This window comes from Acinetobacter sp. AOR14_HL (assembly GCF_027855175.1).
GTDB classification, from domain to species: domain Bacteria; phylum Pseudomonadota; class Gammaproteobacteria; order Pseudomonadales; family Moraxellaceae; genus Acinetobacter; species Acinetobacter calcoaceticus.
The window spans coordinates 1-21,872 of the sequence record NZ_JAKTII010000026.1 but is presented as its reverse complement, the minus strand read 5'-3'; the positions used below and the strand labels follow the sequence as shown (position 1 = coordinate 21,872).

The window sequence follows — 21,872 nt, the reverse complement described above, 5'->3', positions numbered from 1 at the left end:
TTAAACAACAAATTTCAACATGAGCTGAATGACTGTCGCATTAATTAAGTCGACAAAGAATGCACCACAAAGCGGAACAATTAAAAATGCCTTATGCGATGGACCATACATGTTCGTAATCGCCTGCATATTTGCAACTGCTGTTGGCGTTGCGCCCATACCAAAACCACAGTGCCCTGCTGACAACACTGCTGCATCATAGTTTTTACCCATCACACGGAAGGTCACAAAAGCAGCATATAACGCCATCGTAATGGTTTGAGCACCCAAAATCACCACAAGAGGCCCAGCCAAATCTGCAAGTTGCCAAAGTTTTAATGAAAGCAATGCCATTGCTAAATAAAGTGATAATGATGCATTACCAAAAACATCAATCGCACGGTCAAAAATATCAATTTTTAAGACACTTTCTAAAATGTTTCTTAAAATTACACCGCCACCCAGTGCCCAAACGAAGGTTGGTAACTCAAACCAAGTACCTTTACTAAAGCCTGTCATAAATTCAGCAAATGCCAAACACGCTGCGAACATACCTAGCGTGGTAATTGCATTGTCAGCAGTAATTAAACGAACTTGATGAGGGTTTTCAAACGGTGCAAGATCATCCGAATTTTGTTCAACATGACCATCACGCTGTTGGATTTCAGCATTAGTTTTGGGTTGAGCAAGGCTATAACGATTGATAAGCAATTTGGCTAATGGGCCACCAATCACCCCACCAATAATTAAACCAAAAGTCGCACTCGCCATTCCTAAAGCTAGAGCACCCTGAATACCATGCTGAGTTTCTAAAATTTCACCCCAAGCTCCGGCTGTACCGTGACCACCTGTTAAGGTAATTGAACCCGCAATTAAGCCAATGAGTGGGTCAAGACCAAGTAACGTCGCAAGACTCATGCCTACTGCATTTTGCACAACAATGAAAGACGCTACACAGACTAAGAAGATAACCAAAGCCATACCGCCTTCTTTAAGCTTCATAAAATTGGCACTTAAACCAATAGAAGCAAAGAATACGAGCATAAAGCTGGTTTGTAATTCGCTACTAAAAACAATGCTATATCCCCATATGGTATGGACAAGTAGCGAGACGACCGCAGCAACCAAACCACCTGCTACAGGTTCGGGAATATTGTAGCGTTTTAAAAAATCAATCCGATTGACAAGAAAGCGGCCCAACAATAGAACGATGACCGCCGAAATTAGTGTATAAAAACCATTAAAAACAAATTCCATATATACTACTTTCTAATTACATTCCTAACGGATTGTAAAATAATTATATTTTATTTTTTAATATGTAAAAAAAACACAAACAAACTTTACAAAATTACCCTACCATTAAATTCCCACTATTCTTAAGAAAAACTTAAATTTTTAAATATTTTATACAAAACCACCCCATACAATTAATTTAATTATTTAATTTCAAATATTTAACCTAAAATATTGTTAATTAAAAATAATTACCCCTTGATACCTTAAGCAAAAAATCCTGTCTTTTAAGTCACTGAACTTCGCTCTCATTCCCTTTAATATCCTTAAAAGACCAGCTCGTTATTGTTCTGGGCAACATCTTTATAGGTTTTATGTTCAATGAGTTTATTGCTTAAAGTTCGTCAGAACGTTCCACAGCTACAGTCCATTAAAAAATCTCTTCAGACACGTGCTGGTCAAAAAATACCTCACATGCTGATCAATGCATCGGATCTATTTTTTAGAGGTCCTCAAATTGCCTTATCAGGAAAAACGCCATTTGACGTGATTTATAAGCATGAAATTATTAGCTTACGGCATTATAGAAATGAGACGAATACCTCTACACCTAAACACCGCGTACCGTTAGTTATCGTTCCGCCATTGGCAGTGAACATGCTCATTTATGATTTGTTTCCTACACGCAGCTTCGTCCGCTTCTTTTTAGCACAAGGTTTTGATGTCTATTTAATTGACTGGGGCGTACCCACCCGACACCAAGCAAAATACAATTTCGGCACCTACATTAAAGTCTTTATGCCTGAAATGTTAAAACAGGTCCGCTTGCACAGTGGTCAGCAACAGCTTTCTTTACATGGCTGGAGTTTAGGCGGTGCACTGTCACTCTGCTATACCGCGTTATTTAAAGACAAAGATATTAAAAACCTAATTATTTTAGCTTCCCCTATCGATACGCATAAAGCCGGGTATATGGGCAAACTCTATGGCAGCTTAACCAAACCTGCCCAATGGGTTCGCAAACATACGCCGTTTCGTATTCGTCACCATGTGCCGAGTAAGGCATTTCATATTCATGGATGGCAAAACACGCTAGGCTTTAAATTAACCGACCCGATTGGAAATCTAAAAACGTATTGGGAACTTTTTAAAAATCTCGATAACCGAGAATTTATTATTGACCACGCAACTTCTAGTTCATTTATCGACAATATGCTGGCGTATCCGGGTGGAGTCATGCGCGACATCATCCTTCGTTTCTGGATTGATAATGAATTATCCAACGGTGTAGTGAAATTCGGTGAACTTACAGCCTATTTAAAAGATATTGAATGTTCGGTGTTAGCACTGGGTGGTAGTACGGACATTATTGTGACCGCTGATGCTGTTAAGCCACTCATGGATTTAATTAGCAGCCAAGATAAAACGTTTAAGGTCGTACCGGGTGGACACATGGGTGTCGTTTCCGGAAGCCAAGCACCTACGGCGGTCTGGCCTGAAATAAGTAATTGGTTAGTTGAGCGTTCAGGTTAGTTCGTTTAAACAATATTGGGAACCAGCGTAGCAAGCCTTACGCTGGTTTTTATTATTGTGGTGATTAACTCTTAAGCTTTAAAGTAAAAATTCCATATTCAAAGATGTTAAATATCCAGTACCAACTTATCCGAACGAGGCAAACTGTTGCAGGTGGTAATTCGTAAATCTGGTTGTGCCTTGTATTGATCTAAAGTAGTCACACCTTGTAGCTTATTACAGACACAAGCACGGCATAACCCTCTTTCACATCCCGATGGAATATTAACGCCAGCCAAACGTGCAGCTTCTAATAGCGTTGTCCCGCCATGAACCACAATCTCGATACCACTCCGTGCAAAGTGGATAACATGATCTTTACCATCAGTTGGGTGCTCTACTACCGGAGGGGTAAAACTCTCTGTATGAAATTGTATTTCAGGTAATCCTAAATCCAGTAACATAGATTTTGAGGCAGTAATAAATCCTGGTGGAGCACAAACATACACTTCATGTGCTGTTATATCGGGAACAACTTTAGCTAGTAATTCAGCACTTAGTTTCGCCTGATACATTTGCCCTGTAATTGGATAATTAGGGTCTATCTCATTACATATAAAATGCACATCAAAACCAGATAAGTTGGCAACTTCACGTAATTCATGTTCAAAAATAATAGATCTCTCATTACGGTTAAAATAAAGTAACTTAACTTGGCTATGTGGAGCTTCACGTCGTGCCTTACGTAACATACTCAAAATTGGTGTAATCCCAACACCACCCGCAAGGAAAACGATCTGTTTAGGTACTTCTTTCAGAACAAAATCGGGAGAGGCCTGCGGTACTCCTACCAAAATCATATGTAAATTTTTCTTAATATGATCATTGATATAATTTGAAACACGTCCGCCCTCTACACGTTTGACAGCAATTTCCAAACAATTATCAGCCTCATGACTGTCTCTTAACAAACTATATTGTCGAACCAGACTTTCATCTTCGACTTCAATCCGTACAGAAATAAATGCACCAGCTTCCCAAGTTACGCCCTCCCATCCTTGAGGTTTTTCAAAACGTATCATTAATGCCTGATTTCCTGCTTGCGGAAAAACAGCTAAAACCTTAACAGGTACATTATAAAAACGAGGCTTATTTAAATACGTCATATTATCTGGCAGTTTATATTGAGCTCCATATACGACTCGACGTAATAACTCCTTAGGATTTTTTAGTATTTTAAAAAAATTTCCTCTTTCTTGCTCGCCTACAGGACTCGCCAATTTGAGTACATTGACCATCATATCTGGCACAACATCTTCAAGAGACATAACATTGTGAGGTAAGCCATGCTGCAAACAGATTTCCTTAACAAAGGGCTGGATTTCTCTTTGACGATTACATGGTAGGTCTGGAAATAAATGATGCTCTAAGTGGGTGTCCAATCCGCCATAAAACACATCAAATGCAGGTGGATTATCGAATTTAACTTCCTCTTCCAACAATGTTTTAAAATAATTATCAAGTTGGGCATAAGGCGTAAAATTACTTGTTGCTAAAATTTGACGGCGAAAATACTCTTCTTCTGTTTCACTCAATCCCGGGTCACTAAATAACTCAACATTGGGGGAATGGTGTTCCAGAAATAAGACTGCAACAGTCAAATCATATCCCAAAACTGTACTCAGATAATTACCAAAAAATGTCGGCAATATCCGATGAGGAGAAACCGAAAGAGGATCTTTCCAAAAATGCTGAGCAATATATTTTTTTGTCAGTTTTAAGGTTTGTTCAATGGTGGTTCGACTAAGTACTTTACGCCCTTCTGTTTTAGCAGCTGATGCTCCAGTAAATAAAGAAAATACAAGATTAGGTGTTGTTAATAATAAAACCCACAACAGTGGAAGTTGCAAAGTATGGTGACCATACCATGGCTGACCTGGCTTAATACGTAAAAAGGAATATCCCAAATCATGGTCTACGCCAACGATATTAGTAAAAGGATGGTGATTTTGATGATGCATCACACGCCATTCATAAGGATCCACCATAAAATTCCAAACCCACCGTTCAGAATGGAAAGAACCTGCATTTGGCAAATGATCATAACTACCATGCATGATGTTATGACCAAGTTCAGAAAACTCAAGTAATGTATGCAATGCACCCAATATCGCGCCACGCATTATGGCATTAGGTTTTCCACCTTGTTGGATCAACTCATTACTACGCGCTTTAATCGCTTGAGAGTAAGCGGCAACATTTCTGATATGTTCTAGGTCTGCATCACCAACTTTTGCTTTAGTTTGATCATATAAAGCTTTTAAAGCTGCCGTTAAACTTTCGTGCTTACCGTCTTTATTATTTAGCATTTTATATATCCCTATCGGATTTGATCCTATCCGAAAAGATATAAAGTTTTGAACATTAGCAGAATGACTTTATACTACCAAACTTGACATTTCATGACACATAAAGCATGTCTATACAATTATATTGGGATTTTCCTCGCAGTATCAGTGCTATTCGCATATTGCTTATGATAGGTCAGCAACATGGTTTAACACCTGAAAGTTGTATTGAAAACACGCATATTTCTTTGGATGATTTGTCGCAACCTAACTTTGAGGTAAAAGCAGAACAAGAATTTTTAGTTATTCGAAATTTACTTAAACTACTAGATCCTACACTTCCCTTGAGTATAGAAGCAGGTCTAAGGCACCATACAACCACATTTGGTGCATGGGGTTTTGCCATTCTTAGTAGTCAGACAATGAAAGAAGCTTTACATTTTGCTATGCGATACTTTCAACTTAGTTCCATTTTTTGCAATTTAGAAGTTATTCAGGAAGATATATATACATTACTGATTTTTGATCATAGTCAATTACCTGATGACTTAGCGTGTTTTCTGGTTGAAAGAGATCTTATAACTGTTATATCAATTCAACGAGATGTCTTACCTATACAATTTCCTGTAATGAGCATTAATATTGCCTTACCTGCACCTGTGTATGCCGATAAATTCCCCGAATTAACGGGATATCCAATTCAATTTAATCAGCCACGTAGCTGTATTATCTTTGAAAGCAGTTTGCTTGATTTACCATTACCTCAAGCAGACCCATTTATTCGTGCACGATATGAAGAAGAATGCCAACAACTTTGGATGCGAAGAAGTTCTCTAGGCAGCTATAGCCAAAAAGTCAGAAATATTTTACTCCAACAACCCTCTCAAATGCCCAGAATTGATGAAATGGCAGCCTATCTTCAGGTCAACCTCAGAACATTACAACGTCATCTCGCAATTGAAGAAGTTACCTATGAACAGCTTATAGATGACATTCGTAAAGACTTAGCCGAAGACTTACTCAAAACCACCAATTTAACAGTTGAAGAAGTTGCCATTCAATTGGGCTATTCCGAAGTTTCAGCATTTTCCAGAGCCTTTAAACGTTGGAAAGGCATTTCTCCCCGAAATTTTAGGTGGCAAAAATAAATTTATATTTAATATTTTAATGCTTATCCACGCCAGCTCCAGTAAGCAAACTCGTAGCATAGTTCATAATTAATAAGACTAAATTATTCGCTTTTTCTTCTGATTCAGCCAAACGCCCTTCTAATAAAAGATGAGATAGACCATGTACAAGGCTACAACTCAACATTGCTAATACTTCAACTTGAGCGTCATTTTCATCCACACCTAATATTGAAGCAGTTAATTGATGTAACTGAGTATATGTATTACCCACTGCCTCTTTTAACTCAAGTGCTTCATTCTTTTGTAAGTCAGGATTAAACATCAAGGCAAAGAGATTTCGATTATTTTTTGCAAAGTTAATATAGGCTAAACCAAATAATTTTAACGCCTCGGGCTGAGAATTAGCATCTTGCAACGTTTGGCTTTGCTCCTCTTGCAAGAGCTGAAATCCTTTAGCTGCCAATGCTGCTAAAAAGCTCTCTTTATTTTCGAAATGCCGATATACCGCATTTCCACTTACCCCAATTTGTCTCGCCATTTCTCGAAAACTAAGGCTCTCGGCATCACTATTTTTTAGGTGAGCTAATCCTGCATCTAATAATTCTTCACGCACATTTCCATGATGATAATTTGATTTTTGAGATTGTATAGAAGACATGTTGACACCGCGCACATATTATAAGCATAATGTGTGCACTGAACACATTATGCTTTATTGTTGTTTAATTCACACAAAAGAGCAAATCATAATTCCCGTTCAATAGAGCTGCTTATAAATATCCATATTGCCTAGGAAAGGACATTAATAATACTAGGCCTATGAAAACAAAAGAGTATTGAGCTTATAAAGAAATGCAAACTTTCCTTTGAGCTAAATCATCTTTAAGCAAAGGAACTGATATGAACAATTTTAGAAGTATAAAACAGGCTTTCTTATTTACAATACCATTGATGTTGGTCAGTTCACTTGTGAAAGCAGAACTCAACCTCTTAGATGATAAGAGTTTATCTGGTGTAACTGGTCAAGCATTATTTAATCTAACCAATATTCCAGCTAATCAAAATGGTAATCCAAATACAGATGTAGGTTTTTATCGTCTCGGAATGGAAGCACAAGTAGAGTTAAATGCAAATATTAAACGTTTACAGTTAGGTTGCGGTGGGACTAAAGGAGTGGGTTGTGACATTGATATTGAAGATATTAGTTTAGCAGGTGTCCTCCCCGTAAATGGTAGCTATGCAGGATCAGATGCCGTTATTACTAATCCTTTTATCGAGTTTGCTATCAAATCGCCGGACAGTGCTTCTACTCGAGAAATTGTTGGTTTTCGCCTTGGGGCATTAGGCATATTAGGCAAACTTGGATTGGGATCAAATACAGATTTAACAACATTAGCTGATGACACAGGAGGAATTAACTCTTTATCTGGTGACTTGAATTTAACACTTACGAATACTGTTCTGAAGAATGTAGTGATTGAAAATGGATTAATCTCTACAGAAGCACATATTAATGATTATAACAAACCGCTTATTCTTAACCGCTCTACAACAGCAACGCTGGATAATGTAGTCGCTAAAACTGGTCCACTAAAACTATTAGGTATCTTAGATCTACCTTTAGGTTTAACTCTCAGTAATGCCACATTAAAAGATTATCCTCTGTCTGGTTTCCATGAAATTTTACTAGCCCAAGATGCAGCAGGAACAATTCCTACTAGTGACACATCACTATCCTTACAAAAACAAGCTATCCAGTGGCAAAAAATAAGTTCTGGTAGCTTCGAAAATACTGTAGCTGCTCAACCTGGATGGTGGCTTTCCTTACCGAAAGTTATACTTACTGATATCGAAACACAACAGCGGATTGATGTAGGACTTGGCGAGGCATTAGGAGGATTAGTTGGTAGAGAGTTAATTATTAATCCTATTGACTCTGGACAGATAGGCATCAAAAACTGCTACGGGAACTTAAAGTTTTGCTAAGTAAAAATTGCATACAAGCTTTTATATGACGCTTAAATTAAAACAACTCATGGTTTTCATACCACTATTAGCAGGGCTGAATACATCCCAAGCTACCACAGTCTATAGGTCAATAAATATGTGCTCAGCTTCCGTCAAACATATACCTGATAATATCCAGAGTTCTATTTCTAAACTTAAAGTGGGCTCAATAGACTCAAATACTTCAAATATTTCTTTTATTCTTGCTTCAGCAGTTGCTGCAAAACACAATAAACCAATAGATATAGAACGTATTGCTGTTTATTTGCAAGCTCAACGAAATCAGCAAAATTTCTATTATTCATTACTTGATATCAAGAAAACTTTTGAAAATTTCAATATATCTGTTGAGGCCAAGAAAAACGCCTCACCTTTTGATATGTTAAAATTAACCAATGAAATTCTTATTGGTATTGATCAGCAAGATCAACTTTTTGCATTAGTTGGTTCATCACAAGAATATGTATATTTAATTTATGGAATCATGAATCGAAAAGCATTAATCTGCCCTCTTAAAAAATCTTTATTTATTCAAAACTTTACTACCAATAAGTTCATTATTCTTAAGTAACTCCGTTATATGTTGTCTAAAATAATTGATATTTAAAATTTTAACTTCACACACCTAGATTCAGTCAATAAAGCTAAAAATAAAGAATATGAGTCAATCATATTTACTAAATAATGTTTCAAAAATTGGTTCGCACAAACACTAAAATCTAAGCATAAAATTTATGCTTAGATTTTATAATATTAAAAATAATAAATAAGTTATTTCAAACCAAAAGTCTTTCTAATGCTCTTATCAACAGGGCCACTTGGCATGAAGCGACGTAACTTACTTAACAAAGACGCTTGTCCAGATGGTGTACGACGCATTTGCCAATCATTCAATGCTGCTGTAACGATCGTATCGGCAACACCATCCGGTTGGGATGCATGATTAATCTGATTCGATATGGCCTGTGTAGCTAAGTTACGTTCATTGTCATATTCAGGAATTTTAGAACTTACTACAGGTGCGTTTTTATCTAGATTGGTTTTGGTGAAAGAAGGTTGCACCAATGTCACGCGAATCCCAAATTGACGAAGCTCGTGATCTAAAGATTCGGATAATCCTTCAACTGCATGTTTAGTTGCAGAATATACACCCATATAAGGTGAAGGAAGAAAACCCAATACCGAGCTAATATTTATGATTCTTCCATAATGTTGTATTCGCATATATGGCACTACCGCTTGTATCGTACGGAGAATACTAAATACATTCGTATTAAATAAAAATTCTGCTTCTTTTATAGAGGTCTCTTCTATTGCCCCAGTCAGGCTTGCTCCAGCATTATTAATTAAGATATCAATACGCCCAGCCTTATCAATAATAGAATGAATCCCAAGTTGGACAGAGTCCTCATCAGACACATCCATTTCAATGAGCTCAACCCCTTCTATAGGTTGGGCTTTGACTTTATTTCTGACTGTTCCAAATACTTTATGGCCTTTTTTTGCAAATTTTTCTGCTGTGGCTTGACCAATTCCTGAGGAAACACCGGTAATTACCACTACTTGTGAGTTTGACATATGAACTCCGAATAATTTTTAAACTTAAGAATCTGATGATTAAGCTGTTGGTTTGACTCTGATTTTGAACCAGATTGAGTACATAGCCGGCAAGAAAACCAAAGTTAAAATGGTTCCAGCCAGTGTTCCACCAATCAATGTATAAGCTAGCGTTCCCCAAAACACCGAATGAGTCAGAGGAATAAAAGCCAAAATAGCAGCCAAAGCCGTTAATATGACGGGTCTGGCACGTTGTACTGTTGCTTCCACAACGGCATCCAACGGATCGAGTCCAGCTTGCTTGTTTTGCTGAATTTGACCAATCAAGATGAGTGTGTTTCGCATTAAAATTCCAGACAATGCAATCAACCCAACCAAAGCATTGATACCAAAAGGCTGCTGGAATAATAGAAGCGTCGGTACCACACCGATTAATCCCAACGGGCTGGTGAGAAACACCATAATCATTGCAGCTATAGATCTCACCTGAAGAATGATAATGAGCAAAGTCATTGCCAACATGATCGGGAAAATAGGAAGCATAGCTTTAGTGGCTTTACCCGACTCTTCAATAGATCCCGCTTCAACGATGCGATAGCCCTTTGGTAGATTTTTTATAACTGACTGAAGCTGTTTGGTAATTGCTGTAGATACATCTGGTGGTTGCAATCCTTCAGCAATATCTCCACGAACGGTTATTGTTGGTACGCGATCTCGACGGCGTATGACAGGCTCTTCCATCCGTACTTCAATCTTGCCAATTTGTGACAGAGGAATACGTTGTCCATTTGCCCCAGTGAGTGTGAAATCACCAATTTTTGCAGGATCCAGTCTTATATCACCCGCAGAACGAGCAACAACTTGTACTGTACGAATATCTTCGCGCACAGATGTTATCGGAATACCTGTTAACAAAAATTGTAGTTGCTGTGCCACTGAAGCTGAGGTGAGACCAACTGCTTGTAGGCGATCTTGCTGTAATGTGAAATGAAGGGCTGGTGTACGAGTTCCCCAATCGGTATTTACAGTTCTCATCATTGGGCTAGCATTCATAACATGCTGAACCTGAGCTGCAATTACACGCAATTTTTCTGGGTCTGGCCCTGTCACACGGTAAGCCACTGGATAGGGTGAATATGGTCCAAAGACCAGTTGTGTAACACGCACCTGCGCCTCAGAAGCGAGCCCATTCGAAACAGCTTGTCTTAAGCGATGTTTTAAGGCTTCCCGTTCTTCTTGGTTGTCAGTTCGTATCACAATCTTGGCAAAGGATGGGTCTGGTAACTCAGGTCCCATGGATAAATAAAACCGAGGAGCGCCTTGACCAATATACGATGACACAATCTTTGCTTCATTTTGCTTAGATAACCAAGCTTCAACTTTGGCTGTAGCAGCGCTAGTTTGCGTAATCGATGTACCGTAAGGCATTTGTACTTCAACAAGTACTTCAGGTCGGTCAGAGATTGGAAAAAATTGTTTTTTCACCAATGTCATTCCACCTATTGCCAAAACAAATAATCCGATAACACTACCAGCAACAAGCCATTTACGCGCAATCACACGTTCAAGAATTTGACGGAAACGGTTATATCGTGGTGTGTCATAAATTGCATGGTGTCCACCTTCGACTTTTTTAAAATCAGGTAACATCTTCACACCTAAATAAGGTGTAAAAACTACTGCAACAATCCATGAAGCAATAAGTGCTATGCCGACAATCCAAAACATATTGCTGGTATATTCACCAGCCGTAGATCGGGCAAAGCCATTTGGCATAAATCCAACAGCTGTGACTAATGTTCCAGAAAGCATAGGTGCTGCGGTATGGCTCCATGCATAAGCAGATGCAGCTATTCGGCTAAAGCCCTCCTCCATTTTGACGACCATCATTTCAATGGCAATAATGGCATCATCAACCAAGAGCCCTAAGGCAAGGATAAGAGAGCCCAGTGTAATTCGGTCAAAGTTTTTGCCCGTTGCCAACATCGCCACAAAAACAATAGCCAATGTGAGTGGTACAGCCATAGCAACAACAAGTCCAACTCGCCATCCCATGCTGATAAAGCTTACAAACATCACCACAAGTAATGCTGCAAAGAACTTAATCATGAACTCATTTACCGACGAGCTAATATTTACCGCTTGATCGGTCACCTTATTTAAGCTGATACCAAGGGGTAAATCTTCATTGATTGAGCCAACTTCGTTCTCTAATGCTTTACCAAGATCTAATCCATTCCACCCTTCACGCATGACTACACCTAGCAATAAAGCAGGTTCTCCATCATTACGAATAATGAATGTTGCAGGATCTTCATAACCACGTTTAACAGTCGCAATATCTGACAATTTCAAGGTACGACCTTGAGCAGTTATAGGTGTGTCTCGAATTTTTTGTAACTTATCAAAAGCACCATCCAATCTGACAAAAACTTGAGGACCTTTGGTCTCAATAGAACCAGCTGGAGTAAGTACATTCTGATTATTAAGTGCAGCAAACACATCTTGTGGATTCACGCCTAGTGTTGCCAAGCGCTCATGTGAAAATTCAATATAGATACGTTCAGGTTGCTCGCCAATAATATTGACCTTTTTTACCCCAGGGACATGAAGTAGCTGCTGTCTAATCGTTTCTGCATCACGCACCAACAATCTTTGTGCTTCATTTTTTGCCTTCAAAGCATATAAAGTAAAGGTCACATCCGCATATTCATCATTAACAAGTGGCCCAATTACCCCTGAAGGTAAATTGCTCATTTCATCATTTGCTTTCTTCCTCGCTTGATAAAACTCCTCCTGAACTTGAGATGGAGGTGTGCTATCAAGTAAGGTTAGTGTCGTAAAAGCTAGCCCAGGCCTTGTATAGGTTTCTGTTCGATCATACCAACGCAGCTCCTGCATCCGTTTTTCGATTTTTTCAGCAACTTGATCTTGCATTTCTTGTGCAGTTGCACCGGGCCAAGCAGTCACAATGGTCATGACCTTAACTGTAAAGGCTGGGTCTTCAGCTCGACCTAACTTAAAAAATGCAACAATACCTGCAATTGAAATTAGAAAAATCAGGAATAGAGTGATACCCCGTTCACGAACAGCAAGAGCTGACAGGTTAAAACCTTTCTCACTCATGAGTGTCCTCCTTCATTTCCAATTGAAGGATTATTTGCCTGTAATGCAATACGGACTAACTCGCCTTCTCGAAGTAAATGCGCACCTAGAGCAACAATTTGATCTCCACTCTGAATATTGCCAGTTACATACGCATATTCATCATCAACCTGTTTTACAACAACAGAACGCCACGTTACTTTCTGAGTTTTTCCATTAATTACCCATACTCCTGCTCCCTTTCCTTTATCAAGTAGTGAACCTATCGGTACTTGTAAAAAATGTTGTGAACTCTGATTTTGAGCTCCAATACGTACAGTAACGGTTGAACCTAAAGGAGCGTTTGCCAAATCTCCGTCTAATACAAAACGTGCTTCAAAAGTACGAGTGAGCTGATCTGCTGTATTTGATAACTGTCTAAGCTTAGCTGGGACACTGATATTTTCTTTACCAAAGAGAGTGGCTTGACCAATAGCTCCTATTGCAGGGCGTAAAGTCTCGGGAAGCTGAATAACTGCTTCTCTTTGACCAGAATGAGCTAAACGAATTACTGTTTGACCCGCGCTTACAACTTGCCCCGGTTCAACCAGTGTTTCCATAATTGTGCCATCACCATCAGCTGTTAAGTCGGCATAGTGACTGGCATTTAATGCAACTTTAGCTTGAGCTTGCGTTGAACTTAGCTGTGCTCTCGCCGTATCTGCTGCTGCCTTAATCTGATCATAGGCGGAAGCAGATATAGCTCCACTTCCACGCAAATCACGATATCGAGCTTCGTCTTTTTCTGCTTGTTCAGCACGTGCTTTGGCTGCGCCTACAGCTTCTTGCTGAGCTTTGGCAGCAAGTTCCAAATCAACCGGATCAATACGCATCAGTAACTGTCCGCGTTTTACCGTCTGACCGGCTTCAACAAACCGTTTGATTACTTTGCCAGAGACACGAAAACCAAGATCACTTTCTACCCGTGCGCCTATCGTGCCTGTAAATGCTCTTGAGTCAGAAGTAATTTCTTCTTGCACAGTTGCAACTCGTACTAATGGTGCCGAAGTACGTGGGTCAGATTGTGTATTTTCAGCACAACCTAGCAAGAAAAAAGGAAATAAATATATTGCAGCAAATGGAATAAGGCGACGATAACGCATATTAGAGTCCCCCCCTTGAAGAAATTAATCAGGAGACTCATTTTTAATCAAGTGACCAATTTAGTCAATAGTCACAAATTTATTATGGCGATAAACTTCTCAGCACAAGACTAGAAAGCAACACTGGAGCATCAGCGTTATATGAAATGCTATGTTGTAAAAGTAATGGATGTAGATAAGGTCTCATAACTAAATAAATAGCCTTAACTGCTTCATCAATTGGTGTTTTTCTTTCAAAATCACCAGTTTGACGACCTTCTTGAATAATATTTTGTAGTACTTTAAGAATTCGATTTTCATAAGCAACCGTAGCATCCCATTTCTCAGAGGCTGCAGAAACTGCAATTTCATAGAGCTTACGATCTTGAGAAAATAAACGAAGGCTCCCTTCCACAATTACTTTAAAAAGCACTCTCAATTTTTCAGCAGGATATTCAGCTTCTTGAATGGCAGCATTAACTTCATCTTCAATTTCACGCAAACAATTGGCACATATCATCTCGCCAATTGCCTGTTTAGATTCAAAAAATTTATAAATATAAGCTTTAGAAAAGCCTATAGATTTTGCAAGATCAGAAACTGTAGTTTTCTCATAACCATAGCGGCTGAAATGCTCTGTAGCAGCAACCACGATTTGGTCCCTTACCTCATGATCTTCCGGTCCTCGCTTTGAAACAGGATAACTACTTTTTTCTTTACTCATATTTTCAATTTAAACCTTTGTGTGAAAGTTGTAGTTTAACTCTTGACCCCTGATATTGACAACAAGTGACTAAATTGTATTATAGTCACAATTAAGCCATTGTTCAAAATCTCGCCTTGGGGAAAATATGTTATCTAGATCTATCGTTCTCCTACCAATACTCACCAGCATTCTTGCTGCTTGTACCGTAGGTCCTAAGTATAAACGTCCTAGCATATCTCTACCCGAGCAATATCTTGGCGCTCGCTTAAACTCACCAAGTGACGAAACCAAAGCAGATATTGAAGTATGGTGGAAAAGTTTTAATGACCCTCAACTTACTCGATATGTCACATTAGCATTAAAACAAAATCTGGATCTGACCCAAGCATATACCCGTGTGACTCAAGCCCAAGCAGGCTTATCGGCAGTCAATGCTTCTTTACGCCCAATAGGTACTGTTGATGCGCAAGCAGCTAAAGCTTACCAATCCGTTGAAACTCCACTGGGGCAAGTTTTAAATTCAATGCCTAATTTTGACCGACATGGTAGTTCTTATGAGGCAAACCTAAGTGCCACTTGGGAATTAGATATTTTCGGAGGCCTTCGAAGAGACCGTGAAAGTGCTCTAGCAAACTATCAGGCTTCGAATGCAGGAGCATCAGCAGTTCGTTTAATGGTCGCAGCGCAAACAGCAAATCTTTATATTAATATTCGAGGATTACAATCTCGATTAGACATTGCCCAGCAACAATTACAAACGCAACAAAAACTTCTTTCAATTATTCAACTTTTATATAGCAAAGGATTGGCATCTGAATTTCAGGTCAAACAAGCTAAAGCGAATGTTGCTCAAGTTCAGGCTGTAGTTCCCGCACTTGGAATGAATCTAGACATTGCCATGAATGCACTCGACGTCATGCTTGGAACCGTACCAGGAACTCACCGAGCAGAACTAGCGGAAGTAAAACCAATTCCAGTTATTCCTAACATTACAGAAACAGGAACACCCCGCGATCTTTTACGTAGACGACCAGATCTCATCATGGCTGAAAGGCAACTGGCAGCTTCAAATGCACGTATTGGCAGTGCGATTGCAGAATATTACCCAAAGGTTTCTTTAGGCGGTTTGATAGGTAGCGCAACCACAGCAAGTGGAAACTTATTTTCAAGTGGAGCCAATCAGGCTGCTGGCTTATTAGGCTTACGTTGGCGTTTATTTGATTTTGGTCGAATTAATGCAGAAATTCGCTTAGCTAAGGCACAAGAAGCCGAAAAGCTTGCAGCCTATCAATTAGCCGTCTTACATGCAGCGGAAGATGTAGAGAACTCATTATCAACTTTATCTAAAAGACAAGAACAACTTGTAGCACTTCAAGATGGTGAAAATGCATTAAAGCATGCACAGAAAATCGCTGTAATTGCTTATCAAAAAGGAATTAACAGTCGAATAGAAGTATTACAAGCAGATTCAAATACTTTGCAATTCACAGATAGAAAAGTACAGGCACAAACTGATTCAGCCCTTGCTGCTGTAGCAATTTATAAATCACTGGGTGGCGGCTGGCAACCTCAAAAATTTTGAAACACCCCTATTGCCTCTATAGCAAGCAGTTTATAAAGCGAGAATTATTATGCGGGAACAATCAGTACGCCAGCCGTTAAATACACATGATTTAAATCATGCGATCTTAAACGGACCAATTCCCCAAGTAATGCTAAAACTGGCGTTACCCACCATAGCTGTTCTACTCGTACAAACCCTGATTGGATTACTAGAAACATATTTTGTTAGCTCTCTAGGAACGGATGTAATAGCTGGCGTAGCCGTAGTGTTCCCAATTCTTATGCTCATGCAAATGCTAGCGAATGGTGGATTTGGTGGAGGACTAGCTTCAGCAATTGCTCGGGCTTCTGGAGCAGGTCGATCAGAAGATGCCCAATCCCTTGTCTGGCATGGTGTAATTCTTGCTGGCATTTTGGGAGGAGTTTTTAGTATTGTTATGCTCACCTCAGCCCAGATGATATATCACTTAATGGGCGTTACTGGCTTAGCTTTAGATGCTGCCCTAAAATATTCCAATATTATTTTTATAGGTTCACCCCTTATATGGGCTGTAGCCCTACTCTCAGCCGCATTACGCGGTGCCGGTGATACAAAAACTCCGGCCCGCATAACACTTCTAGGTGGAGTACTACTTTTACCCCTATCACCTATTTTCATTTTTGGTTGGGGATTCATTCCCTCATTGGGTGTAGCTGGAGCTGGGCTCGCTGTCTTAAGTTATTATATTTTTGCCATCATATGCTTAATTAGACATATGCGAACAACGCATAGCATTATCAAATTATCGATCAAGCCTATCAAATTTCAGTTCTTCAAAGATATTCTTGGTATTGGCTCACTGTCTGCTATTGGAATAATTCAACTCAATTTAACTGTTGTCATCGTAACAACCTTAGTTGGTCAATTTGGTTCTGATGCAATCGCGGGGTACGGTATTGCTTCCCGATTAGACTACGTGCAAGTTCCGCTTATGTTCGGTATCGGCTCAGCAATCATGACCATGGTAGGTATTAATTATGGAGCTGGGCAATTTCAAAGAGCACGTCATATCACATGGATCGGGGTTTTTATTACATTCCTTATCACTGGCTCAATAGGACTTTTCTTTAGTATTTTTCCTTCCATTTGGCTTGGTTTTTTCAGTCATGATCCATCTGTTCTTCAGACTGGAACGAATTACTTGCAGCATGTTGCGCCTTTTTACGGAGCAATAGGTGTAGGTATGGCACTTTATTTTGCAGGCCAAGGTTCAAAACGATTATTAGGCCCTATCTTAGCTGGTACCATCAGAATGATTATTGCAGCCATTATCGGAAGTATCGCTGTTCTATATTTTGATGCAAGTTTATCAACTTTCTTTCAAGTTATTGGCCTGAGTGCTTTGATATTTGGTTTGGTGTCCTGCTTGGCAAATTTTATCCATAGATAAAATTGCATTGAGTTCAAAAAATTGCTCAATTTGCTTAAAGATTTTGCACAAATCTTCTAGAACTACATTCACCTCTTTTGTACCGTTCTAAGGGCTAAACTTAAAAATTTATGGGTGGATTGTTATGGGTAACTGGGTGGATATTTCAAAAGATACCAATACAGGTATTGAAACAATCCGTGCCCATTTTACTGGTCATGCTTATGATCCCCACTGGCATTCGAGCTATTTAATTGGTGTAACTGAATCCGGCATTCAACAATTTCACTGTCGTAAAAAGCAAATCAATAGTCATGCGGGACAAGTCTTTATGCTTGAACCAGAAGAAATCCATGATGGGCATGCTCCTGCATCTGATGGCTTTACCTACCAAATGCTCTACCTACATCCAGACTGGTTGAAACAACGTATCCAAGGTTTATTTCATAATAGCCCTGATCACTACGAGTTAGTGATTGATGCACCATTAAAGTCAGATGAACAGCTCGCTATTATTACTTCTCAAGCATTCCAGCATCTGCACTATAAAGAAATGAATATTGTCAAAGATAATAGTCTAGACCTACTTATTCAGTATATCGCACAAGGAAAATGGTTAAAAAAAGCTCACCAATCATCTTCTACTCACACGCCTCGAATCGCATATCAAATCCGAGATATTTTGCATGATCATCTATTTGAAGATATAGGGCTTGAAGACATCGCTCGCATGATAGGCTTAGACAGATACCATATTCACCGCATTTTTAAAGCAACTTTTCATTTAGCACCTCATCAATATCTCATTCAACTCAGACTTACACGAGCGCGTGATTTACTCGCCAGAAGCATATCACCTGCACAAGTTGCTTCAGATTTATGCTTTGCTGACCAAAGTCATTTAAGTCGCTGGTTTAAGCGCTGCTATGGATTAACACCTGCGGCCTATAGAAAAATCTGCACAAATCTTCAAGATTAAAAATTTTAATTATTTCATCTTATCTCTCCCTATTAATTCAAGTAGACAAGATGGAAAACCTCACTGCATTTTCATTATTTGCTATTGTTGCCTCAATTACTCCCGGTCCAACTAATTTTATAATTTTAAATTTAAGTAGCCGTTATAAAATTTCTAAAACGTTTCCTGTCATTTTAGGTTCTTGCATCGGGGCTGCCCTACTTGTGCTCATCGTTGGCATTGGGCTGGGTTCAACCCTTCTGGCTTACCCAATTATTCAAAAAATAATGACACTCATTGGTTTAATCTGGCTAACCTCGTTGGCTTGGAAATTATATAACTACAATCCTATTATTCATTTCCAACAAGACAAAGAAAAAGGTCCGATTGGTTTCATTACTGGCTTTTTCATGCAAGCAATTAATCCTAAAACATGGATGATGGCTTTTGCAGTGATTAGTGTCTACACAAAACAAGGGCAAGATATCTGGATAAATGTCTCAATTTTATCCTTCATTTTTTTCGTTATAGCTATTCCTTGCCTTTACATGTGGGCCTTAGCGGGTAGGCTAAGCAATCGATTATTTTCACAAACAAAGCATATGAACATTTTTAATAAAATGATGGCGCTAACACTACTCATCTCTGCATGGTTGCCAGTCCTATCTACTTTTTAATGTATAAATTAGGTCATATAAATTTTTATTATTAATTTTCTATATTAAAAACTACTTATTCTTATAATTTCATAAAATAACTTTTTAATGAATACTCATTTAATGACCTAATATTTTTTATTTTGAGAAACATGCTCCCTAAAACACATGTTACTTTTTGTTATTTATGTAAAAAACAACCTAAAAGCAAAACCGAATAAGCTATTGTTAAATATAAACTTATATTAAATATTATCCTGTAAATTTCGTCTATTTTTTAAACAAATGTAGGTAATTTCTCACAACCATGTAAGCTAAAACCTACAACATAACCAATTGTTTTTCCTATAATTAATTTCAGTACATATAAGCACTCTTTACTATTAAATAGAAAGCTGAATATTAATGAAGAGATCTGGAGAATCGGTAACATTATCTTTATTAATATAAAAACTCCTAATAATAGAAAAAGAATCTCAAAAATTAATATGTACTATCTTTCCTCTGGAAACAGAGGAAAGATAACTTTTTAGTCATCAGATAGGATATAGAAAATGTTTATTGCAAAAAATATATTTGTATATTTACTATCAATGTTAGCTTTATGCTTACTGATTATTTTCTTTAACTACCTAGGAATGAATGAAACAACCAACCTTCTGCTCTCTTCTGCACTTTTTGGAATATTTATTACTTGGTATTTCAAAGGTAGCGGACTATGTCTTGCCTTATTTAGCTTTTTTTACTGGGCAATGTTTGTTATTAGCCAAAGTTTAGAAGTGATATGGATGCTCGCAAGTTCAATTATTGTCTATCTTGTTATGACTAAAATCATTCCTAAACTCAAGGCCCTCCATATTTTTGATAGCCAAACAGCTAGAAAGGGTTCACCCCACGCTTAACCATTCCTACTTTCTTAACCGTATTCATCTTGGTTTGATCAGCAATCAATAATTCATTTAAGAAAATTTTTAAATTCTGCTCATCAAGACGAATGGGATTAAAACTAGTTTCTCCCATACTTAAAAAGAAAGATTCAATATTTGTATTACGCTGTACATATTTCATCGACCAACGCTGAAAAGAATTCTTCTCAATGGAATATGTGCATAGCCATTTAACATTGTAGTGTCTTTGATCATTTTTAATCTTTTCAAATAATCTTTCTACTAACTCTTGTTCACCTTCTAAGCATTGAAAGAAAGCATTATCAGCATAATACAGCACACCACAAATTTGATTCAAATCATTGAAATTTCGAGCTTCTGTCAAGATATCACGTAAATCTTGCAGTAAGTCTTCATTTTTTTCGTTTCGTTGGCTGGCATAACACAGTCGAACGTTCATTAACAATTCCGTGAAATATAAAATTTCTTTATCTAAAGATTCTTCAATCTAACATATATCTATTCCTGATAATTTATATTTCTTCCCTATGCTAAGCATTAAACAAATGACTAATTTAAGAGATAAGAGATAAGAGATAAGAGATAAGAGATAAGAGATAAGAGATAAGAGATAAGAGATAAGAGATAAGAGATAAGAGATATTATTAGACTTACATACTGGATAGAAAATAAAAAGCCCTCTATAAGAGAGCTTTTATAGCATTTAAAAGAACAATAGAATTTCTTTTAAATGACTAAAATAAAAAAAAGCACTAAAAAGTGCTTTTTTTCTTACTGAAATATTATTGTGGAATAATATTTACAGCATTTGGGCCTTTTTGCCCTTGAGTAACAGTAAACGTTACACGTTGACCTTCGTGCAAAGTTTTGAAACCTGAACCAGAAATTTCTTTGAAGTGAGCAAACACATCTGGACCATTATCTTGTTGAATGAAACCGAAACCTTTAGTTTCGTTAAACCATTTTACTGTACCACTTACTGTATTAGACATGATATATCCTACTGATTTCTAATATTTTAGTATCATTTAATAATGACACTAACATAACTTTGAAAAAAGAATAACAAATTGAGTTAAGATCTTAAAAAACGAAGGATTATGACTAAAACTACGATACTTTAAAGAAGATTTACTAACAAGACTTTTTTCTAGTTAAGAGCATGATACATGAAATAAATTTCTATTCAAGCTTTTTATGAAAAAAATTTTATAAATTATAATAAAAATCAGAAAAACAATAACTTAATAAAGCAACTAAAAATTTAGTATATTCCCTACTTAACCAACACCTTACGTCTGATTAGATAAAATATCGAGGAACAGAAAGATAACTGCTTATAACTTATCAAGTGGCAGATGAAAATATGAACGAATACTTGAAATAATTTGAGCTTTAAAAATTCAGGCAATAAAAAAACTCCTAAAAAGGAGCTTCATTTTTAAATCATTGGCAGAGGATCAAGGACTCGAACCTTGACGAACGGTTTTGGAGACCGTCATGCTACCATTACACCAATCCTCTATGTTTATGATTAAATAACTAATGATTTAATCATAAAAAAAGCAAGAACATCGTCTTGCTTCTTTTAATGGTGGGGGCGAAGAGACTCGAACTCTTACACCTTGCGGCGCTGGAACCTAAATCCAGTGCGTCTACCAATTTCGCCACGCCCCC

18 protein-coding genes and 2 tRNA genes are annotated in these 21,872 nt (G+C 37.8%); 9 read left to right on the top strand and 11 right to left on the bottom strand.

Annotated elements, in window-relative coordinates; translation table 11 throughout:
- Positions 1–1,236: a sodium/glutamate symporter gene (gltS, locus tag MKL38_RS19200; RefSeq protein WP_003650798.1), complete on the bottom strand. Its 1,236-nt coding sequence runs from the start codon at positions 1,234–1,236 to the stop codon at positions 1–3.
- A gap of 360 nt (positions 1,237–1,596) precedes the next feature.
- Between gltS and MKL38_RS19195 the strand changes: the two genes are divergently transcribed.
- Positions 1,597–2,748 carry an alpha/beta fold hydrolase gene (locus tag MKL38_RS19195; protein ID WP_270904148.1) on the top strand — a complete coding sequence of 384 codons (1,152 nt, stop codon included), beginning with the start codon at positions 1,597–1,599 and terminating at the stop codon, positions 2,746–2,748.
- Between the two features lie 107 nt (positions 2,749–2,855).
- Here the strand turns inward: MKL38_RS19195 and MKL38_RS19190 are convergent, their stop codons facing one another.
- The gene (locus tag MKL38_RS19190; protein WP_270904147.1) at positions 2,856–5,096 is read right to left on the bottom strand and encodes a fatty acid desaturase; all 2,241 of its coding nucleotides are present in this window, start codon (positions 5,094–5,096) and stop codon (positions 2,856–2,858) included.
- Positions 5,097–5,203: 107 nt separating this feature from the next.
- On the opposite strand from MKL38_RS19190, the gene MKL38_RS19185 reads away from it, so the two are divergent.
- Entirely contained in the window at positions 5,204–6,223 is a 1,020-nt protein-coding gene (locus tag MKL38_RS19185; protein WP_270904146.1) for an AraC family transcriptional regulator, read from the top strand.
- Positions 6,224–6,239: 16 nt separating this feature from the next.
- Here MKL38_RS19185 and MKL38_RS19180 read toward each other — a convergent pair whose 3' ends face one another.
- Entirely contained in the window at positions 6,240–6,863 is a 624-nt protein-coding gene (locus MKL38_RS19180) for a TetR/AcrR family transcriptional regulator (protein WP_013197273.1), read from the bottom strand.
- Between the two features lie 242 nt (positions 6,864–7,105).
- Between MKL38_RS19180 and MKL38_RS19175 the strand changes: the two genes are divergently transcribed.
- Both MKL38_RS19175 and MKL38_RS19170 read left to right on the top strand, forming a co-directional pair.
- The gene (locus MKL38_RS19175) at positions 7,106–8,191 is read left to right on the top strand and encodes a hypothetical protein (RefSeq protein WP_270904145.1); all 1,086 of its coding nucleotides are present in this window, start codon (positions 7,106–7,108) and stop codon (positions 8,189–8,191) included.
- Positions 8,192–8,309: 118 nt separating this feature from the next.
- Positions 8,310–8,783: a hypothetical protein gene (locus MKL38_RS19170; protein WP_151743332.1), complete on the top strand. Its 474-nt coding sequence runs from the start codon at positions 8,310–8,312 to the stop codon at positions 8,781–8,783.
- A 200-nt stretch (positions 8,784–8,983) separates the two neighbouring features.
- Here MKL38_RS19170 and MKL38_RS19165 read toward each other — a convergent pair whose 3' ends face one another.
- The 4 genes from MKL38_RS19165 to MKL38_RS19150 all read right to left on the bottom strand — a co-directional run bounded on the left by MKL38_RS19165 (position 8,984) and on the right by MKL38_RS19150 (position 14,719).
- Positions 8,984–9,790, bottom strand: a complete 807-nt coding sequence (locus MKL38_RS19165) for an oxidoreductase (RefSeq protein ID WP_267530766.1) — start codon at positions 9,788–9,790, stop codon at positions 8,984–8,986.
- A 39-nt stretch (positions 9,791–9,829) separates the two neighbouring features.
- Entirely contained in the window at positions 9,830–12,895 is a 3,066-nt protein-coding gene (locus tag MKL38_RS19160; protein ID WP_267530767.1) for an efflux RND transporter permease subunit, read from the bottom strand.
- Positions 12,892–14,016: an efflux RND transporter periplasmic adaptor subunit gene (locus MKL38_RS19155; RefSeq protein WP_267530768.1), complete on the bottom strand. Its 1,125-nt coding sequence runs from the start codon at positions 14,014–14,016 to the stop codon at positions 12,892–12,894. Before MKL38_RS19155 ends, MKL38_RS19160 begins: the two co-directional genes overlap by 4 nt.
- Positions 14,017–14,098: 82 nt before the next feature.
- Positions 14,099–14,719, bottom strand: a complete 621-nt coding sequence (locus tag MKL38_RS19150; RefSeq protein ID WP_004643418.1) for a TetR/AcrR family transcriptional regulator — start codon at positions 14,717–14,719, stop codon at positions 14,099–14,101.
- Between the two features lie 127 nt (positions 14,720–14,846).
- Between MKL38_RS19150 and MKL38_RS19145 the strand changes: the two genes are divergently transcribed.
- The 5 genes from MKL38_RS19145 to MKL38_RS19125 all read left to right on the top strand — a co-directional run bounded on the left by MKL38_RS19145 (position 14,847) and on the right by MKL38_RS19125 (position 20,189).
- Positions 14,847–16,283: an efflux transporter outer membrane subunit gene (locus tag MKL38_RS19145; protein ID WP_270904144.1), complete on the top strand. Its 1,437-nt coding sequence runs from the start codon at positions 14,847–14,849 to the stop codon at positions 16,281–16,283.
- A 49-nt stretch (positions 16,284–16,332) separates the two neighbouring features.
- The gene (locus tag MKL38_RS19140; protein ID WP_270904143.1) at positions 16,333–17,694 is read left to right on the top strand and encodes an MATE family efflux transporter; all 1,362 of its coding nucleotides are present in this window, start codon (positions 16,333–16,335) and stop codon (positions 17,692–17,694) included.
- A 124-nt stretch (positions 17,695–17,818) separates the two neighbouring features.
- Complete coding sequence (locus MKL38_RS19135) at positions 17,819–18,652, top strand: AraC family transcriptional regulator (RefSeq protein ID WP_151743244.1); 834 nt, start codon at positions 17,819–17,821, stop codon at positions 18,650–18,652.
- 50 nt (positions 18,653–18,702) lie between these two features.
- Positions 18,703–19,308, top strand: coding sequence for a LysE family translocator (locus MKL38_RS19130; protein ID WP_270904142.1), 606 nt, complete (start codon positions 18,703–18,705; stop codon positions 19,306–19,308).
- Between the two features lie 533 nt (positions 19,309–19,841).
- Positions 19,842–20,189 (top strand): hypothetical protein, encoded by a 348-nt coding sequence (locus MKL38_RS19125; protein ID WP_270904141.1) that lies wholly within the window; start codon positions 19,842–19,844, stop codon positions 20,187–20,189.
- Here MKL38_RS19125 and MKL38_RS19120 read toward each other — a convergent pair.
- The 4 genes from MKL38_RS19120 to MKL38_RS19105 form a co-directional block, all read right to left on the bottom strand.
- Positions 20,164–20,634 (bottom strand): AnBLUF65 family BLUF photoreceptors, encoded by a 471-nt coding sequence (locus MKL38_RS19120; RefSeq protein WP_045430269.1) that lies wholly within the window; start codon positions 20,632–20,634, stop codon positions 20,164–20,166. The genes MKL38_RS19125 and MKL38_RS19120 overlap by 26 nt on opposite strands.
- A 343-nt stretch (positions 20,635–20,977) precedes the next feature.
- On the bottom strand, positions 20,978–21,187 hold the full coding sequence (locus tag MKL38_RS19115) for a cold-shock protein (RefSeq protein WP_003650775.1): 210 nt from the start codon (positions 21,185–21,187) through the stop codon (positions 20,978–20,980).
- A gap of 458 nt (positions 21,188–21,645) precedes the next feature.
- Positions 21,646–21,719 (bottom strand) — tRNA-Trp (locus MKL38_RS19110).
- A 68-nt stretch (positions 21,720–21,787) separates the two neighbouring features.
- A tRNA-Leu gene (locus MKL38_RS19105) sits at positions 21,788–21,872 on the bottom strand.